Raw genomic sequence first — 17,513 nt, forward strand, 5'->3', positions numbered from 1 at the left:
ATTCTTGGGGTTACCGTTTTTATTAAAGCGTTAATACCGTATTGCCGGGTAAACTTTGCTTATTTATACAGCTCTGCAGTCGCGTGGTAGTTGCCGTTGTTGTACGCCTCAATAACACGGTAAGCACTTGCGCCCTGAGCGTCAGCCTTCGCATTCAGCTGCTGGCGGATGTCCATCGGTGAACCGGCAACGCCGCTTACGGAGATGGTGCCAACTGATTGCAGATTTTGCGCCTGATCCGCGTTAACAGATTCAGCTGCAAAAGCACCAAAAGAGAGAGCAGAAAGAACGGTTACAGCCGCAACAGTAGTTTTAATGTTCATGATTATTTCCTCGTAGTATGTTTTTATCTTTTTGTTTAGTGTGATTGGCATCACGAAAACAAGTATAGATCTAATAACGTAAAAAATTAATAGCCTGCTAATAATGTTTTGTTGGGATACTTTAACCGAAAACTGCATTTTAATAACCAGACGTTATAAAAAACGCTTATAAGTTGCCCTGTTCATGTTAAATACATGTAAAAACATAGGGATATGTGACTTTAGCCATTCGTGCGCTTATTTGTGGTGGATCACACCATGAGACGAGAGTATCTGGTTTTTCTGCCTGACATGTCGCCCGCGAGGCAGTGCATCATGCTGATTAGCGGTGCGTGGAAGGGTAGAAAAGCAAAAGCCGGCAGGCGCCGGCTCTGAGATAAGATGATGATACGGGGGGGTTAGCCTTAGGTTAATAATCAGGCATTAATTGCTGCTGCTTATAATTCTTGCTCGAAGAGGATCAGGATCGCTTCAAACAGCTGCTTTACCGTAAAGGCACGGGCAGGGGTAATAAAGATGGTGTCATCGCCGGCAATGGTGCCAAGGATCCCTTCAGCTTTGCCGAGGGAATCCAGCAGGCGAGCGATAAGCTGCGCGGCACCCGGACTGGTATGGATTACCACCAACGCGTCATTGTAGTCGATATCTAACACGAGGTTTTTAAGCGGGCTGGTGGTGGTCGGCACGCCCAGTTCTGCAGGCAGGCAATAGACCATTTCCATTTTGGCGTTGCGTGTGCGCACGGCACCAAACTTGGTCAACATACGGGAGACTTTAGACTGATTGATATTGTCGAAGCCATCTTCCTGTAAAGCGGCGACGATCTCGCCCTGCGAGCTGAACTTCTCTTCCTTCAATAAAGCCTTAAAGGCTTTGATCAGGTCTTCCTGTTTTGATGGGTTACGCATAGGCTTCCGCTAAAGAGTCAGAAATAAAGGGGATTCCCTGACGGGACTGGCGGTGATTATGCAATTAAATGAATGATTATGCAATAAGGTAGGGTGTTTTATGCGGGGGGATCGCTGAAGGGGCGACAGTATGCCAAACTTTTGATGGAAAAAAAATGCCCGCTCAGTCAAGGATGTAGCGCAAAAAGTAAACGATTTGTTATTAAATTGATGTTGTTCTGCTTAGCGCTAAGGGTGTAATGTAAGGCCGAATCGTGCTGTCTGTCGCTGGTTATGAACGGCCTTGCAACATAAGCGGTTAATCACCTGCTTCAGCGGTTTTGGGCGTGAGCGCTCAGATCGCTATGAACGCAATCGCAAAGCGCTGAAGGCTCGACTATGTTGATAACCAGATGGATTCACCGCACTTTACGCTCACTATAATAAGGAGTTCAGGATGAAAGTTGCAGTTCTCGGCGCAGCTGGTGGTATTGGCCAGGCTCTCGCACTTCTGCTAAAAACCCAGCTTCCGGCGGGTTCAGACCTCTCTCTGTACGACATCGCTCCCGTTACGCCTGGCGTAGCTGTTGATTTGAGCCATATCCCTACCGCAGTCAATATCAAAGGTTTCTGTGGCGAAGACGCAACGCCGGCGCTGAAAGGCGCTGACGTGGTTCTGATCTCCGCTGGCGTGGCGCGTAAGCCCGGCATGGATCGCTCCGATCTGTTCAATGTTAACGCCGGTATTGTTCGTAATCTGATTGAACAGGTTGCCAGCACCTGCCCTAAAGCGTTGATTGGTATCATCACTAACCCGGTTAACACCACGGTCGCGATTGCCGCGGAAGTGCTGAAAAAAGCCGGCGTTTACGATAAGAACAAGCTTTTTGGCGTTACCACGCTGGATATCATCCGTTCCAACGCCTTCGTCGCTGAGCTGAAAGGCAAAAATCCTGCCGAGCTGAACATTCCGGTAGTGGGTGGACACTCAGGCGTGACTATCCTGCCTCTGCTCTCTCAGATCCCAGGCGTCAGCTTCTCAGAACAAGAAGTGGCCGATTTGACGAAACGTATCCAGAATGCGGGTACCGAAGTAGTTGAGGCGAAAGCAGGTGGCGGATCCGCGACGCTGTCGATGGGCCACGCTGCGGCCAAATTCGGTCTGTCGCTGGTACGCGCTCTGAACGGTGAAAGCAACGTTGTGGAATGTGCTTACGTTGAGGGTGATGGCACACATGCTCGCTTCTTCTCACAACCGCTGCTGCTGGGTAAAAACGGCATCGTTGAGCGCAAGCCAATCGGCACGCTGAGCGCTTTTGAGCAGAAGTCGTTAGACGGCATGTTGGATACGCTGAAGAAAGACATTACGTTGGGCGAAGAATTCGTTAAATAAGCCTGATGCAGGGCCAGCGTTGTCTGGCCCTACCTTCCATCACTTCCCGCTTAATTCCCCGGATATTCCAGCACGGTAATCGGCAGCGTCATTTTTTGATCGTTGCGAATAATATCCACGTCAATGACGGTTCCCGGTCGAATCTCTGCAACCTGATCCATTGTTTCCACCGCCGAAATAGCCGGTTTATGGTTCACGTTGGTGATCACATCATTGATTTGCAGACCCGCTTTCGCTGCCGGGCCGCCTTGAGAAACATTGGTCACCACAATGCCCTGAATATGATCCAGGCTGCTGTTTTGCCCGTGCATTTGCGGCACTTCACGACCACTGATGCCGATGAACCCACGGATCACGCGACCATCGCGGATAAGCTTATCCATGATTTTCGCGGCCAGTGCCGTAGGGATGGCAAAGCCAATGCCTTCCGGCGTTTCACCGTCGTTACTCTTATCAAACGACAGCGTATTGATTCCCATCAGTTCACCGAGAGAGTTAATCAAGGCGCCGCCCGAGTTCCCTTTGTTGATGGAAGCATCTGTCTGTAAGAAGTTCTGGTAGCGGGAAGGGCTGAGACCTACGCGGCCAGTGGCGCTGATAATCCCCTGGGTCACCGTCTGCCCAATATTGTACGGATTGCCAATAGCCATCACTAAATCGCCGATATGGGCAATGCGCGCGGGATTAATTGGGATAACGGGCAGGCTGGAAGCGGTGATCTTCAACACCGCAAGGTCGGTCAGGCTGTCCGAACCCACTAACATGGCCTCAAAGATGCGGCCATCTTGCAGCGCAACAATAATCTGCTCGGCATCGTTGATGACGTGTTTATTGGTGAGGATATAGCCACGCCCATCCATGATCACGCCGGATCCCAGCGTGCGGATTTCGAGGTTGTCAGCAGAGGCATTGGCACTGCGATTGTAGACATTCACTACCGCCGGGGCAGCCCGACGCACGGCAGAGTTGTAGCTGACAGGCGTTTCATTAGCGCTGTTATCTTTGTGCGAGAAAAAGTCACTGCCGATCCGCAATGCTGGCATGCCGGCCAGCAGCAAACCCGCAACTACAAGGCCAAGAAGCACTGAACGCAATAGTTTAGGAAACATGGCTTTAAATGGTGAGTGAATGAACGTTTGGCAGGATAGCATGAGTTAAGCGGACACGCAGGTGTCCGCTTCATGATTTAACGTAAAAGCAGATAGATACTCGCATCACCACGGATCACGTTCAGCGCCAGCAGCGGTGGCTTGGCTTCCAGCAGCTTGCGCAGCTCGGCCAGATTAGCCACCTTGGTGCGGTTGAGGCCAATAATCACATCGCCTTTTTTCAGGCCATATTGCTCAGCCGGTGAGGCTTTGGTCACGTCATCCACTACCACGCCTTTGGTCCCGTCTTTCGCGGCGCCATCGATGAAGGTAGCACCTTGCAGAGCCGGAGTGGTCTGATCGGCCGTGGTAGAGGTTTGCGTACTGGCATCCAGTTTAACGGTCACGTTAACCGGCTTACCTTCACGGATCAGGCCGACCTTGACGTCTTTACCCGGTGCGGTGGTCCCAATTTTCACCCGCAGGGCAGCGAAGCTGTCGATCGGCTTATCATCCAGACTGGTGATGATATCCCCGGCCTTGATGCCCGCTTTCGCCGCCGCAGATCCCGGCAGTACTTCATTGACGAACGCGCCACGCTGGGCATCCACATTGAAGGCTTTGGCCATATCCGCCGTCATCTCAGTGCCTTTAATACCCAACTGACCGCGGTTCACTTTGCCGAAATCAATCAGCTGCTGAGCCAGGTTCATCGCCATATTGCTTGGGATAGCAAAGCCAATGCCGATATTGCCCCCGGCGGAGGAGAGAATGGCGGTATTCAGGCCAATCAGTTCGCCATTCAGGTTCACCAGCGCGCCGCCGGAGTTGCCACGGTTGATGGCGGCATCCGTCTGAATAAAGTTTTCCAGGCCTTCAAGATTCAAGCCGCTACGCCCCAGCGCAGAGACAATCCCTGAAGTGGCGGTCTGGCCAAGGCCAAATGGATTACCAATGGCGACGGCAAAATCACCGACTTTCAGCCGATCGGAGTCCGCCACTTTAATCTGCGTCAGGCCTTTTGCGCCGCTGATCTGGATCAGCGCGATGTCGGTTTGTTCATCGTGACCAATCAGTTTGGCATCAAATTCACGACCATCACTCAGCTGGACGCTGATTTTACTGGCGCCATTGACCACATGATTGTTGGTGAGCACATAGCCCTTATCGGCGTTGATCACCACGCCTGAAGCCAGGCCTTCGAATGGCTGCGGCTGGGAATCACCGTCCTGGCCCTGACCAAAGAATTTTTTCAGCGGCTCAGGGATCTCCTGGGATTGTGCAGCCGTCTGGGTGCCTTCCACATGGACGCTGACAACCGCAGGGAGCACTTTTTCCAGCATGGGCGCCAGGCTTGGCAGCGGTTGCCCCTCAATTTGCGCAGGGAGCGTAGCCATCGCCTGGGGAGAGATGGTCAGATTCATGCCAATACTCAATGCCAATGCACTTAACAGTAAGGATTTGTTCTTCATCGCTAAGACGCTCTCGCTACAGAAGGTGGGGGGACTCAGGTATCAACCTAAAACTCAGCGTGCAGATGTTACTGCTGCAAAAGAAAAAAGGGCGCTGGGCGCCCTTCATTCATTCTGCTTATTTCTGTGCTGCACGGTCACCGCGAAGCAGGCCTGAAGCGCTGTCCGGGTAGTCACGTGGCATCTGAACCGGGACCTGATCGTTATCCGCTTCCGATTCAGTCAGCTGATAAGCAAACGGGTTTTTCTCACCCGGCAGGTTTGGCAGCAGGTCATTAGAGCCTTTCGCCATATGCTGATACAGCTGGCGGTAATCGCGGGCCATGTTATCCAGTAGTTCAGCACTTTGCGCAAAGTGGCTGGTCAACTCTTCACGATAGTCGGCCAGCTCTGCTTTCGTTTTTTCCAGTTCGTACTGCTGGCTCCGCTGCTCGCGAAGCTTTTTGTTGCCAAAACGCATGGCCGCCGCGCCGATGATTAATCCAACTACCAAGCCAATAAGCGCGTATTCCCAGGTCATAATAACTCCCGTGTTGTCTTCGTTGTTCCGTAAGGGCTACTGGCCAACGCCAGTTCACTACCTGCCACTATAACCGCTAATCTGATGGAAGTGGAATCCTGCGGCTGCATCGCTTAGTGTATAGCGGCCTTTTTTTCGACAATCAACCACCTGACGCACCTAATTTTTCAGGGAATGTGAATAAATTATGCAAACGATGTCTCCTCTGGCGCGATACCAGCAGGCGCTGGAAAAAGGCGAATTCCAGCCTGACGCAGTACAACTCGACGCCATGACGCGCCTTGACGGAATTTATCAGGCGCTGACTCGGGTTCAGCCGGTTTCTGCCCAGCCTGCGAAAGGACTTTTTGGCAAGTTAAACAAGCTGATGGGCAAAGGAAAAACCGAGGCGCCGGCGGCGGCCCGGGGCTTATATATGTGGGGCGGTGTCGGCCGGGGAAAAACCTGGCTGATGGATATGTTTTTTCAGGCAATTCCTGGAGAGCGTAAGCAGCGTCTGCACTTTCACCGTTTTATGTTACGCGTCCATCAGGAGCTGACTGAGCTTCAGGGACAAAGCGATCCGCTGCAAATTGTCGCCGATCGTTTCAAAAGCGAAACCGACCTGCTGTGCTTCGACGAATTCTTTGTGTCAGACATTACTGACGCGATGCTGTTGGGCACGCTGATGGAAGCGCTGTTCGCCAGAGGGATTACGCTGGTTGCGACCTCGAACATTCCGCCTGACGATCTCTATCGCAATGGCCTGCAGCGTGCGCGTTTTCTGCCCGCCATTGAAATGATTAAGCAGCATTGCGAAATCATGAACGTGGATGCCGGCATTGATTACCGCTTGCGCACGCTGACCTCTGCCCATCTGTGGATGACGCCATTAAATGACGACACCAGCAAAGAGATGGAGCGGATGTTCGTGGCGCTGGCTGGCGTCGCCCGCAGCGACAAACCTGTGCTGGAGATTAATCACCGTTCTCTGCCGACCCAGGGCACGGCGGAAGGCGTGGTGGCGATGGACTTTCAAACGCTGTGCGGTGAAGGGCGCAGTCAACACGACTACATCGAGCTGTCGCGCCGTTTTCACAGCGTACTGCTGTATAACGTGCCGGTGATGATCTACAAAACGGAAGACCAGGCGCGACGTTTTCTGGCATTGGTGGATGAGTTCTACGAGCGGCATGTTAAGCTAGTGGTCTCCGCCGAAGCCTCGCTATTTGAGATATACCAAGGCGCGCGGCTGAAGTTCGAATACCAACGCTGTGTCTCCCGCTTGCAGGAGATGCAAAGCGAAGAGTACCTCCGGCTGGCGCATTTGCCCTGAGGCAAGCCAGGGCGGGGCAACGGGGTGCAATTATTGTAAGAAAAGGGTCGCGCTTTGTGGTCGACTTCTCTATAATCTTGCGACCCCACGTTACAACAAAGGTTTTTTTCCCAAAACTCTTTGTGTTCCAGTAACTCTATCCGAAGGGGTGGGCTTGCTGGTCAAGATGGTCGTGTGAGCCTCAACCGTTTATTCAAGCGTTTGGGATTTCACCAACGTGTAACTTAATTTGGGTAAGCTTTTAAATGAAAACTTTTACAGCTAAGCCAGAATCGGTCCAACGTGACTGGTTTGTTGTTGACGCAACTGGCAAAACTTTAGGTCGTTTAGCGACCGAACTGGCTCGTCGCCTGCGCGGTAAGCATAAAGCGGAATATACTCCGCACGTTGATACCGGTGATTATATTATCGTTCTTAACGCTGAGAAAGTTGCCGTAACCGGTAACAAGCGTACCGATAAGATTTATTACCATCACACCGGCTTTGTCGGTGGTATCAAGCAAGCGACCTTCGAAGAGATGATTGCTCGCCGTCCTGAGCGTGTGATTGAAATCGCGGTTAAGGGCATGCTGCCAAAGGGCCCGCTGGGTCGTGCTATGTACCGTAAACTGAAAGTTTACGCGGGCAACGAGCACAACCATGCGGCACAGCAACCGCAAGTTCTTGACATTTAATCGGGATTACAGGCAATGGCTGAGAATCAAAACTACGGCACTGGTCGCCGCAAAAGCTCTTCCGCACGCGTCTTTATTAAGCCGGGTAGCGGTAACATCGTTATTAACCAGCGTTCATTAGAACAGTACTTCGGTCGCGAAACTGCCCGCATGGTAGTTCGTCAGCCGCTGGAACTGTTGGACATGGTTGGTAAATTCGATTTGTACATCACTGTTAAAGGTGGTGGTATCTCTGGTCAGGCTGGTGCGATCCGTCACGGTATCACACGCGCTCTGATGGAGTTTGACGAATCACTGCGTGGCGAACTGCGTAAAGCAGGTTTCGTGACTCGTGATGCTCGTCAGGTAGAACGTAAGAAAGTCGGCCTGCGTAAAGCACGTCGTCGTCCTCAGTTCTCCAAGCGTTAATTTATTCTGCTTCGGCAGAGTCGATTATCGAAAAACCCGGTGCTTGCACCGGGTTTTTTCTTTTCCGCCATCGGCATAATGATGGAAATCGCGACGGGGTTTACCCTTTTCCCGTCAAATCCGCGTTCCCGCCCCCACAAGCTGTCTAAAATCTGGTAAACTGTGTGTCACTTTGCGCGCATTAGCAGAGCATTGATGCATGAAATCCTCAGTGGATGCTGGTTCGGCTTCACATCATGCTAATGGCACTCTATTAAGCAGGTTAGTCGCCACCTGGCGGGCTTGCGCAGTAATTTTCTGGATAAACTTGGAGGTTTACATGGCTGTCGCTGCCAACAAACGTTCGGTAATGACGCTGTTTTCTGGTCCTACTGACATTTTTAGCCACCAGGTTCGTATCGTGCTGGCGGAGAAGGGTGTTAGCGTAGAGATCGAGCAGGTAGAAATGGATAGCCTGCCCCAGGATCTGATTGACCTCAATCCGTACCGTACCGTTCCAACGCTGGTTGATCGTGAACTGACGTTGTACGAATCCCGTATCATCATGGAATACCTTGATGAGCGCTTCCCGCATCCACCATTGATGCCGGTTTACCCGGTTGCCCGTGGTGAAAGCCGTCTGATGATGCACCGCGTGGAGCAGGACTGGTACAGCCTGATGCGTAAGGTCGAGAGCGGCACGGCGCAGGAAGCAGAAGCCGCGCGTAAGCAGCTGCGTGAAGAGCTGCTGGCTATCGCCCCTCTGTTTGCCCGTACCCCGTTCTTTATGAGCGAAGAGTTCAGCCTGGTTGATTGCTACCTGGCACCGCTGCTGTGGCGTTTGCCGCAGATGGGCATTGAGCTGGTCGGCGCAGGTTCTAAAGAGCTGAAAGGCTATATGACGCGTGTCTTCGAGCGTGATTCCTTCCTGGCTTCCCTGACGGAAGCGGAACGTGAAATGCGCCTGCAAACACGGGGCTGATTACGATGGAAATGTCGCAACTTACCGCTCGTCGCCCGTATCTTCTGCGGGCGTTCTATGACTGGCTGCTGGACAACCAGCTAACCCCGCACCTGGTCGTGGATATCAATCTGCCAGGTGTGATGGTGCCTCTTGAGTATGCGCGTGATGGTCAGATCGTTCTGAACATTGCTCCGCGTGCGGTCGGCAACCTGGAGCTGGGTAATGATGAGGTGACTTTCAACGCCCGCTTTGGCGGCGTGCCTCGTCAGGTTACGGTTCCTCTGGCGGCAGTGATGGCTATTTATGCACGTGAAAACGGTGCAGGTACGATGTTTGAGCCTGAGCCGGTTTACGAAGAAGCCGGGGAATATAACCCGGATTCAGAGCAGAACGACACGCCAGAAACGGTGATGTCTGTTATCGACGGCGATCGCCCGGATGACAGCATCCAGAACGATGATGACAATCCGGACAATGACCCGCCACCGCGCGGTGGTCGACCGGCGTTACGCGTCGTGAAATAAAAAAACGGGCCTGTCGGCCCGTTTTTTATTGCTGAGATCAGTAAACATCTCGCAGGTAACGTTTTTCTTTTTTGAGCTGGTCAACATAGTCGGCCGCGCGCTCTACAGACATCCCACCGAACTGAGTAATCACCTCATACAAGGCTTTATCCACGTCCTTCGCCATGCGTGATGCATCACCACAGACGTAGAAGTAGGCGCCTTGTTCCAGCCAGGCAAACAGCTCTGCACCTTGCTCAAGCATGCGACTCTGTACGTAGATTTTCTTCGACTGGTCGCGGGAGAATGCCAAATCCAGACGCGTCAGTAAGCCGCTTTCCTGCCAGCCCAGCAATTCGTCTTTATAGATAAAATCGTGTTCCTGATGCTGGTCACCAAAGAACAGCCAGTTTTTGCCTTTCGCGCTGGCAGCCTGACGTTCCTGCAGGAAGGCGCGGAATGGCGCAATACCGGTCCCCGGGCCAATCATAATCAATGGCGCATCGTTATTCGCCGGCACGCGGAACGCTTTGTTCGGCGAGATAAAGATGGCTGGTTTCTCACCACGGCCGACACGCTCCGCCAGGTAAGCAGAGCATACACCGCTACGTGGACGGCCAGTGCTGTGGTAACGCAGCGTGGCGATAGTCAGGTGAACCTGATTTGGGTACGCCTTCGAGCTCGATGAGATGGAGTAAGCACGGTGCTGTAATGGACGCAGCAGCGCAACGAACTCTGGAATGCTCAGTGAGCGGGTCAGCTCAAGTTGCAGCAGGTCCAGCGTGTCTTTACCCCACAGCCAGACGCCAAGCGCGTCCTTGTCGTCATGCTGCAGAACGTGGCGCAGTTCCTGGTTAGTGGTGTTCTGGCCTACCCATTCAATCAGCTTACGCGAAGGTTCAGAGATCTCGAACTGATAGGTCAGCAGATCGCCCAGCGTTCTGTCGAAGCCTGAAACCGGCGTATCGTAATCCGAGTTCAGCTGAGTCAGCAGCAGTTTCACCAGCGAAGGGTCGTTGACCGGGATCACGCCCAGCGCATCGCCGGCTTCGTACTTCAGCCCGCTGTCGGTCAAATCGAATTCGAAGTGACGGATATCTTTGCCTGATTCATCACCAGAAAGACGCTTGTTGGTGATCAGTGCCGCGGCATAAGGATTCTGCTTGTTGCTGCCTGGGATCACCGGGGCTTCCGGTAGATTCTCCAGCGCGGTACCGCTACTGCCGGCACTGGCAGCAAACTGTGGCATAGAGGTAGAGATCCACTGATTAGAAGGCTCTTCGTAATCAATGTCGCAATCAATACGGTCGCTGACGCGTTTCGCGCCGAGCTGCTCAAGGCGCATATCGATGAATTTACCGGCCTGGCAGAAGCCATCATAGCCCGTATCACCGATAGCCAGTACGGCAAAGTGCATCTGCTCCAGACGCGGGGCGGTGCTGGCAGAGATGGCCTGCCAGAACAGCTGGGCGTTGTCAGGCATTTCGCCTTCGCCGTAGGTTGAGGTGATCACCAGCACGTGACGCATGGTCGCGAACACGTCGATATCCACTTCACCCAGGCCCTGCACCACAGGCACCAGACCCTGAGCACGGGCAGCTTTCGCTGCGCTCTGTGCCAGCGCTTCGGCATTACCGGTCTGCGAGCCAAACAGGATATGCAACTGCGTGGTTGCCGCAGAACTGGTTCCGCTGGCAACCTGCTTGCTGTCTTCCAGTACCAGCAGGCGTGAGTGTAGCCCGGCGAGAAAGCCCGCCAGCCAGTATTTCTGGTCGCCATTGAATGGCGCGTCTTCAGGAATGTAAGGAATTTTCATGGGTTATCTGTACTCAATCCCGTTTCGTCGTGTTCAATAGATAGTCACATTCAGTCCGGTAAACCGTCAGGATAATTTCCCGACGGCTGCAGCGATTTCAGGCAGTGCGGCGCGAGCAAACAGCTCTTCGAAGTCAGGCAGTCCGCCCAGCACTTCTCTGTTACGCGCATCCTGATAAATGATCCAACCATAAGTCGCCAGGCTGTCCATCGAGCGGATGTTACGTTGCGTCAGGGCAGCCTTGTAGTCCGCCATACGTTTGGCTGCAATCAGGCAGGCCAGTTCATCATCACTGTAATTCTCAATCGCTGAACGTGCGTGACGCTGCAGCTTACTGATCAGTGAGAAGTCCTCTGTCATTAACAGGTTACGTACGGCTTTTTCTACCGCGGCATCTTCTACCGGTGTACCTTTCGGCAGGCGGGACAGCGCCAGCTGCTGCGCGAAGCTGAGCACGGTATAGTTGTTCAGCAGCACAAACATATCTTGCGTGTCAGTTGCACCGTATTCAGGTACCACCCCATTGGCAATGGTTTTCTTGCTGCGCCAGGCCGCTTTGAACTTGGCGACCTGATGGCTCGCCAGCGCGGTTGAAAGCTCTTCCAGCAGGTCCTTACGGGTCTTGGCCTTCAGGATCTCGGTGCTTTCCTGGTACAACAGCAGGGAGCGCGGCATCACAAAGACAAAGTGCTGGCACTCGGTTTCCCAGTGCTCAAGCAGCCAGGCCGCACGAGGTGAATGGGTCGCTTCCAGATGCCAGTTCAGCATCGTCAGCACCGCGTCCTTGTGTACGCGCGCCATTTCATTGTCGTCAGCGATGCAGCCAAACAGCACGGAGTCTCCGGCTGCTGAACCTGCCAGCGTGCCGTACGGGTCGTACTGGTAAGCAAAGCCACCGCTCATGCCGTTACCGAAACCGGTGCCGTAAGTGCCCAGGTTCAGGATCGCGCCATTGGTCATATATTCACAGCAAAAATCGCCAACGCCTTCAACCACGGCCGTTGCACCGGAGTTACGGACTGCGAAGCGGTCACCCGCCTGGCCCTGCACAAACAGGCGTCCACCGGTAGCGCCAAACAGCGCGAAGTTACCGATCAACACGTTGCCTTCAGCATCCTGCGAGCCGCCGCCAGGCGACATCACCACAATTTCGCCACCGCACTGGCCTTTACCCACGCCATCGTTACAGGTGCCGTAATGCTTCAGCTGCATACCGTCGTTGCAGAACACGCCGAAGGACTGACCGGCCGATCCTGAGGTAGAGATATTGACGGTATTGGGTGCCAGATAACGGCGCCCGCGATCGTCCAGCAATGCTGCAGGGATTTTGCTCAGCTGAGCGGCATCCAGCGTGTGGTTCAGCAGGCGCTCGATATCGATGGCCAGCTGTCCGCCAACGCTCTTGTTGCGGTTGTTCAGCGTGATGCCATTGCCGAACTGAATATCGGTTTGGCCCTGATCGACCAGCTCCAGTTTCAGCTGTTCGACCCAGCCGTTGTCCAGCTCGAAATCTTTTTCCAGATAGACCGGACGGGCGATTTTCAGTTCGGGTACCACGGTCAGCATGGCACGGAAGTCCAGCTTGCCGACTTCCAGCGGATGATCCATCAGGTGCAGCAGGTCAGAGCGACCGCGCGCTTCACGCAGCGAACGCAGGCCAAGGCGCGCCAGAATCTCACGCACTTCATGCGCGACATTCATAAAGTACTGCGCCAGCTGACGGGGATCGCCATCAAAGGCTTCGGCATTAGTGGTCAGGCCAGCCGGGCATTTCACGTTACAGTTCTTTGCCATCACGCATTTCAGCATCATCAGCGCGGTGGTGCCGAATTCGAAGCTGTCGCCACCCAACAGGGCTGATTTCACCACGTCGCTGCCCGTTTGCTGCGCGCCGGAGCAGCGAAGCAGAACTTTTTCGCGCAGACCGTTAGCGCACAGCGCCTGATGCACTTCGGCAATGCCGATTTCCGCCACGCGTCCGGTGTATTTCAGGCTGGTAACCGAAGCCGCACCGGTACCACCGGTGTTGCCCGCAACGTTGATAACGTCCGCACCGGCTTTTGCCACGCCGACGGCGATGGTGCCAATGCCTTCTGAGGAAACCAGTTTAACAATGACGCGCACGCGAGCGGCTTTGCAGTCGTGGATCAACTGCGCCAAATCCTCAATCGAATAGGTGTCGTGGTGAGGAGGAGGGGAAACCAGCTCCACGCCAGGCGTGCCGCCACGGGCCGCAGCAATTTCAACCGTGACTTTCGCCGCAGGCAGCTGACCGCCCTCGCCAGGTTTCGCGCCCTGACCGATTTTAATCTCCAGCTCTTCCAGCATGGGGTCCGCAAGGTACGCAGCCCATACGCCAAAGCGACCGGAAGCCAGCTGCTTAATGCGTGATGCACGGATAGTGCCATGACGGGAATAGTGCTCGCCACCTTCACCACAGTTGCTCATGCCGCCAACCATGTTGGTGCCGTGTGCCACCGCTTCGTGAGCCGGCGCAACCAGCGCACCGTGGCTCATCGCGCCGGAAGCAAAGGTACGGGTGATTTCGCTGGCAGGCTGAATTTCGTTCAGCGGCAGAGAAGGGGCCGAGGTGAAGATGCGTGACAGGTACTCAGCCGCTTTGCCGGTTGCGGCAAGCTGCAGGCCACCGGCCACAATCTCACTTTCGCCGATCTCATCGGTGAAACGGGTTTTCAGTGCGCTGAACAGTGCCGCAAGGCGCTCGTTTTCTGGCTTCAGACCAACGATGCTGTCGGTCAGGCGCAGCGTGAAGTGACCTTCACGACCTTCGGTGGCTTCACATGCCAGACCACGGGTAGCAAAACCATTGTTGGTTAGCGAGTAGCGACCCAGTTTACGGGCAAACTCTGCCTGGCTGTCGACGTGGGTCAGATCCGCCGGGAAGGTCAGAATGTCACGCAGCGCCGCCGGGCGACGTTTACGTTCCTGCAGCATCAGGCTGGAGAATTCGCGATAGTCCGGCGTGATGGTGAAGTTATCAATGACGTCATTTGGGATGCGCTCAAAGCTGGTATCCGCAAAAGCGCTGGGTTTGATATTGAAGGCATTATCCAGTTTCGCCAGCGTCAGCAAACGGATGAACTGATCTTCATCGCGTGGCTTGTCAGCAAAACGGATCGGCTGCTCTGTCATATCAATAAAGGTACGCACAGCAATGGTGCCGTAGGAGTGACCGGCACCTTCCGCACGCTCTTTAAACAGACCTAACAGCGGCACTTCTGACTCACCCTGAATTTTCAGGGCGCTCTGGTGCCAGTCTACGGCCATCTGCGCGATAGTGGCAAAGCCAGCGCCGCCAACCGGGGTTTTAATATTCGGGAAGTACTTTCTCAGTACCGGATCGTCGGTATTAAGGAAGTTTGGCTCGAAGAACTCACCGCAGCTGTAGCTTTCAACGGTACAAAGGCCGACTTTACCCATGGTTTTCATCAGAGCTTTTTCAGCGGCTTTGGCATAACGTTTGAATGCCTTATTGCCTTCTTCGCCTTCGCCGTACTTCTCTTCTGCGCGCATCTGCACGCCGAGAGGGTAAACGGCCGACGCGCCGAAACCGAGGGTTGCCGCAATATGGTGCGAGGAGATGCTCTGGCCGCTTTCAACTACCAGAGAAACGTCCAGACGTAAGCCTTCCTGAACCAGGCGCTGGTTAATGGCAGACACCATTAACAGCATCGGGATACCGGCACGGGTAGAAGAGATATGACGGTCAGTCAGAACCGCGATACCGCCTTGCTCACGGGCAAAATCGACAACCTGCTGAGCAAGGTCATCAATGGCTTTTTCCAGGGCGTTGGCATTGTCGATACGGTTCTGTGGCTCAGTGCCCACCACCGGAATGTAAAGCATATCGAAACGCGCATACGGGGCGACATTCTGCTCACGCAGCTGCAGCATATCCAGATGCGTCAGGATCGGGGTCGGCACGATAATCTGACGACCTTTGCTGCGGCCCAGATGCGGCTTAGCACCCAGCGCAACGCGCAGGGTCATGCCGTCAACTTCACGGATGGAGTCTAACGGTGGGTTAGTTACCTGAGCAAAACGCTGAGAGAAGTAGTGCGCCATCCCGCCTTCATGATCGGACAAACCGTTGATCGCGTTGCCGTAACCCATGGCAGAAATTTTCTCTGCGCCGGTGTTCAGCATTGGGTCCATCATGAATTTGAAGCTTTCCTGGTTGTAGTAGTAGGCCACAAACCGTTGATAGGTTTTCAGGTCACCACTGTAGCGCAGCGGTGAACCTTGCTCTTCAGCAGGAACCACAGGCAATTCTTCCAGCATGACACGGGCCTGTTCAACCAGTGCCGGGTAATCTTTTTCAGCAGCCAGTTTTTCCAGCGCTTCCAGCGTGGTGTAGCTGCGCTTTTCGCTGTGATCGTAATACAGCATGCCGCCCGCTTCGATACGGCCACGGCGTAATACGCTTTCCGGTGGGAAGGCGATCTGACCGGCTTCTGACATCGCACCGATATACTCGGCGGTTTCCACCGAGCGCAGTGGGCGCAGGCCCAGACGGTCCAGACGCGCGCCAATCACTTCACCGTTACCAAAAATCAGCGCGGCCGGCCCATCGTTTTTCTCTTCATATAAAGAGAAGTACTCCAGCATCGCGCGGACTTCGGTCGACAGGGTGAGATCGTTTTCCCACGCCGGCGGCATCATCGACACCACGGCATTGATCAGGTCGAGGTTATCTTCCATCAGGCGGCTCTGGATGCTCTGATCCAGACGCGAGCTGTCAGACTGTCCTTTCGGGCGAACAATTTTCTTGCCGCGAGCCAGCGCCAGCGCAGACTCAGCAATACGGTTTTTACGGTCGGTGTTCAGCTCGCCATTGTGGGCCATCAGCCGGAAAGGCTGCGCCATCGTGGTGTGCGGATCGGTGTTGGTGGAGAAGCGGGTATGGAAGAACAACCCACGCACCTGATGATCCGGATCGGTCAGATCCTTGAAGTAAGGGATCACTTCATTGGAGTTCAGACGGGCCTTCAGAACTTGAGTGCGCGAAGAAAGCGACAGCGGATAGAGCCCGCCAAACTGGCTTTCGGTAAAGGCGCGCGCCTCAATGTCCAGCAGGGCACGGTAGATGCATTTTTCGAATTCGTTTTGCGTCTCGACATCCTGCGGGGCAGTGAACACCCACTGGACGATAGGCAACTGGAAAGAGAGCGCAGCAGGACGCAGCACGCTACCATCGAGTGGCAGGTCGCGTTTCAGCAGGACAGGCAGGCCATAGGCTGCAAGCGTATCTTCAACCAGACGTTCCGCATTCGCGCGCAGTTCAACGTCTTTAGGCACGAAAAAGTTGCCGACGCCAAAGCGACCCGCTTCAAGCTGTTGGCCGGTAATTTTGCGGAAGAAGTGCAAAGAGATGTCCACGTTGACGCCAGCACCGTCACCGACGCCTTCCGCCGACATACCCCCGCGATGAGGTACCGTGCACAAGGCGCTATGGGCCATCTGCAGGATCTCATGAGTTTGCTCGCCGTCCTTACGCGTCAGAAAACCTACGCCACAGCTATCGCTGTCTCTTGAAGGATCGTACAAGCCATAGGGAAAAGGTTTTGTGTTGGACATCGGAGGCCTCCTCAACTTCTTTGTGACATTACCTATAGTGTTTCAAGCACAGAGTGCATCTGAGGAGTCTCTCTCAGGCTCTGTCTCATTTTTCCTGACCGCTTAATGCGGACGCCGTTACCCCGAGCGTTACCTCTCCAGACTTTTTTCCTGACGTCCTTGAAGGGGGCTGCTCTCAAATTTCCGAATCTCTTAAAGGGAGACAACTTGCATCACGAGGGAGTCTTCTTGCTGCATAGATATGCCGAGACACTGGCCCGTCGGGAAAGCTTCCAGCGGATTTCCAACTTATCGGGAAAGCGTACTCAGGTCAAATAGCGTTCTTACTGAGGCTTTTGCGACCTTATGACAACTCAGGATATTGATGTGTAAGGATTTGTCGGCGTTTTTTCTACTAAACCCGGCAAGGCAAAGACCGCAATAAGTGTGAGCTGTCTCACTGTAGTGCAGGCGCCATATCTCTGCACCATGCTGGTGCTGGGGTTATTGGTAGGAGAATGTTCTGACAATTATACGCTATTTACTGAAAAATACTGTTTTTATCCCGCACGCTTATTTGAATTAAACAGCCGC

13 protein-coding genes are annotated in these 17,513 nt (G+C 54.0%); 6 read left to right on the forward strand and 7 right to left on the reverse strand.

The features are described 5' to 3' along the window. Positions 1-59: 59 nt before the first annotated feature. Together yhcN and argR are read right to left on the reverse strand one after the other, a co-directional pair. On the reverse strand, positions 60-323 hold the full coding sequence (gene yhcN, locus AC1UKS_RS02495; RefSeq protein WP_013204073.1) for a peroxide/acid stress response protein YhcN: 264 nt from the start codon (positions 321-323) through the stop codon (positions 60-62). Between the two features lie 437 nt (positions 324-760). Continuing rightward, positions 761-1,231 carry a transcriptional regulator ArgR gene (gene argR / locus AC1UKS_RS02500; RefSeq protein ID WP_013204072.1) on the reverse strand — a complete coding sequence of 157 codons (471 nt, stop codon included), beginning with the start codon at positions 1,229-1,231 and terminating at the stop codon, positions 761-763. Positions 1,232-1,667: 436 nt separating this feature from the next. Here argR and mdh point away from each other — a divergent pair, with 436 nt between their 5' ends. Beyond that, positions 1,668-2,603, forward strand: coding sequence for a malate dehydrogenase (gene mdh, locus AC1UKS_RS02505; protein WP_482435608.1), 936 nt, complete (start codon positions 1,668-1,670; stop codon positions 2,601-2,603). Positions 2,604-2,653: 50 nt separating this feature from the next. Here mdh and degS read toward each other — a convergent pair whose 3' ends face one another. From degS to zapG, 3 genes are all read right to left on the reverse strand, one after another. Then, on the reverse strand, positions 2,654-3,712 hold the full coding sequence (degS, locus tag AC1UKS_RS02510) for an outer membrane-stress sensor serine endopeptidase DegS (protein WP_482435609.1): 1,059 nt from the start codon (positions 3,710-3,712) through the stop codon (positions 2,654-2,656). Between the two features lie 77 nt (positions 3,713-3,789). Beyond that, positions 3,790-5,163, reverse strand: coding sequence for a serine endoprotease DegQ (degQ, locus tag AC1UKS_RS02515; RefSeq protein ID WP_482435611.1), 1,374 nt, complete (start codon positions 5,161-5,163; stop codon positions 3,790-3,792). Positions 5,164-5,281: 118 nt separating this feature from the next. Then, positions 5,282-5,683: a Z-ring associated protein ZapG gene (gene zapG / locus AC1UKS_RS02520; RefSeq protein ID WP_013204068.1), complete on the reverse strand. Its 402-nt coding sequence runs from the start codon at positions 5,681-5,683 to the stop codon at positions 5,282-5,284. Positions 5,684-5,870: 187 nt separating this feature from the next. Here zapG and zapE point away from each other — a divergent pair, with 187 nt between their 5' ends. The 5 genes from zapE to sspB all read left to right on the forward strand — a co-directional run bounded on the left by zapE (position 5,871) and on the right by sspB (position 9,547). Continuing rightward, entirely contained in the window at positions 5,871-6,998 is a 1,128-nt protein-coding gene (gene zapE, locus AC1UKS_RS02525) for a cell division protein ZapE (protein ID WP_482435612.1), read from the forward strand. Between the two features lie 245 nt (positions 6,999-7,243). Beyond that, positions 7,244-7,672: a 50S ribosomal protein L13 gene (rplM, locus tag AC1UKS_RS02530; protein WP_013204066.1), complete on the forward strand. Its 429-nt coding sequence runs from the start codon at positions 7,244-7,246 to the stop codon at positions 7,670-7,672. Between the two features lie 15 nt (positions 7,673-7,687). Continuing rightward, complete coding sequence (rpsI, locus tag AC1UKS_RS02535; RefSeq protein WP_013204065.1) at positions 7,688-8,080, forward strand: 30S ribosomal protein S9; 393 nt, start codon at positions 7,688-7,690, stop codon at positions 8,078-8,080. A 319-nt stretch (positions 8,081-8,399) separates the two neighbouring features. Then, positions 8,400-9,041, forward strand: a complete 642-nt coding sequence (sspA, locus tag AC1UKS_RS02540; protein WP_013204064.1) for a stringent starvation protein SspA — start codon at positions 8,400-8,402, stop codon at positions 9,039-9,041. A gap of 5 nt (positions 9,042-9,046) precedes the next feature. Beyond that, positions 9,047-9,547, forward strand: a complete 501-nt coding sequence (gene sspB, locus AC1UKS_RS02545; protein WP_482435614.1) for a ClpXP protease specificity-enhancing factor — start codon at positions 9,047-9,049, stop codon at positions 9,545-9,547. A 37-nt stretch (positions 9,548-9,584) separates the two neighbouring features. Here the strand turns inward: sspB and AC1UKS_RS02550 are convergent, their stop codons facing one another. Next, on the reverse strand, positions 9,585-11,342 hold the full coding sequence (locus AC1UKS_RS02550) for a sulfite reductase subunit alpha (protein ID WP_013204062.1): 1,758 nt from the start codon (positions 11,340-11,342) through the stop codon (positions 9,585-9,587). A gap of 66 nt (positions 11,343-11,408) precedes the next feature. Next, positions 11,409-16,940, reverse strand: a complete 5,532-nt coding sequence (locus tag AC1UKS_RS02555) for a glutamate synthase-related protein (RefSeq protein ID WP_482435615.1) — start codon at positions 16,938-16,940, stop codon at positions 11,409-11,411. Positions 16,941-17,513 lie beyond the last annotated feature (573 nt).

The organism is Erwinia sp. AK-PDG3-5 (assembly GCF_056821705.1).

Coding starts and splice junctions, on each gene's coding strand:
- rplM (WP_013204066.1), top strand. CDS start 7,244: ATGAAAACTTTTACAGCTAAGCCAGAATCGGTCCAACGTGACTGGTTT.
- sspA (WP_013204064.1), top strand. CDS start 8,400: ATGGCTGTCGCTGCCAACAAACGTTCGGTAATGACGCTGTTTTCTGGT.
- degQ (WP_482435611.1), bottom strand. CDS start 5,163: ATGAAGAACAAATCCTTACTGTTAAGTGCATTGGCATTGAGTATTGGC.
- mdh (WP_482435608.1), top strand. CDS start 1,668: ATGAAAGTTGCAGTTCTCGGCGCAGCTGGTGGTATTGGCCAGGCTCTC.
- yhcN (WP_013204073.1), bottom strand. CDS start 323: ATGAACATTAAAACTACTGTTGCGGCTGTAACCGTTCTTTCTGCTCTC.
- AC1UKS_RS02550 (WP_013204062.1), bottom strand. CDS start 11,342: ATGAAAATTCCTTACATTCCTGAAGACGCGCCATTCAATGGCGACCAG.
- zapE (WP_482435612.1), top strand. CDS start 5,871: ATGCAAACGATGTCTCCTCTGGCGCGATACCAGCAGGCGCTGGAAAAA.
- sspB (WP_482435614.1), top strand. CDS start 9,047: ATGGAAATGTCGCAACTTACCGCTCGTCGCCCGTATCTTCTGCGGGCG.
- argR (WP_013204072.1), bottom strand. CDS start 1,231: ATGCGTAACCCATCAAAACAGGAAGACCTGATCAAAGCCTTTAAGGCT.
- zapG (WP_013204068.1), bottom strand. CDS start 5,683: ATGACCTGGGAATACGCGCTTATTGGCTTGGTAGTTGGATTAATCATC.
- degS (WP_482435609.1), bottom strand. CDS start 3,712: ATGTTTCCTAAACTATTGCGTTCAGTGCTTCTTGGCCTTGTAGTTGCG.
- AC1UKS_RS02555 (WP_482435615.1), bottom strand. CDS start 16,940: ATGTCCAACACAAAACCTTTTCCCTATGGCTTGTACGATCCTTCAAGA.
- rpsI (WP_013204065.1), top strand. CDS start 7,688: ATGGCTGAGAATCAAAACTACGGCACTGGTCGCCGCAAAAGCTCTTCC.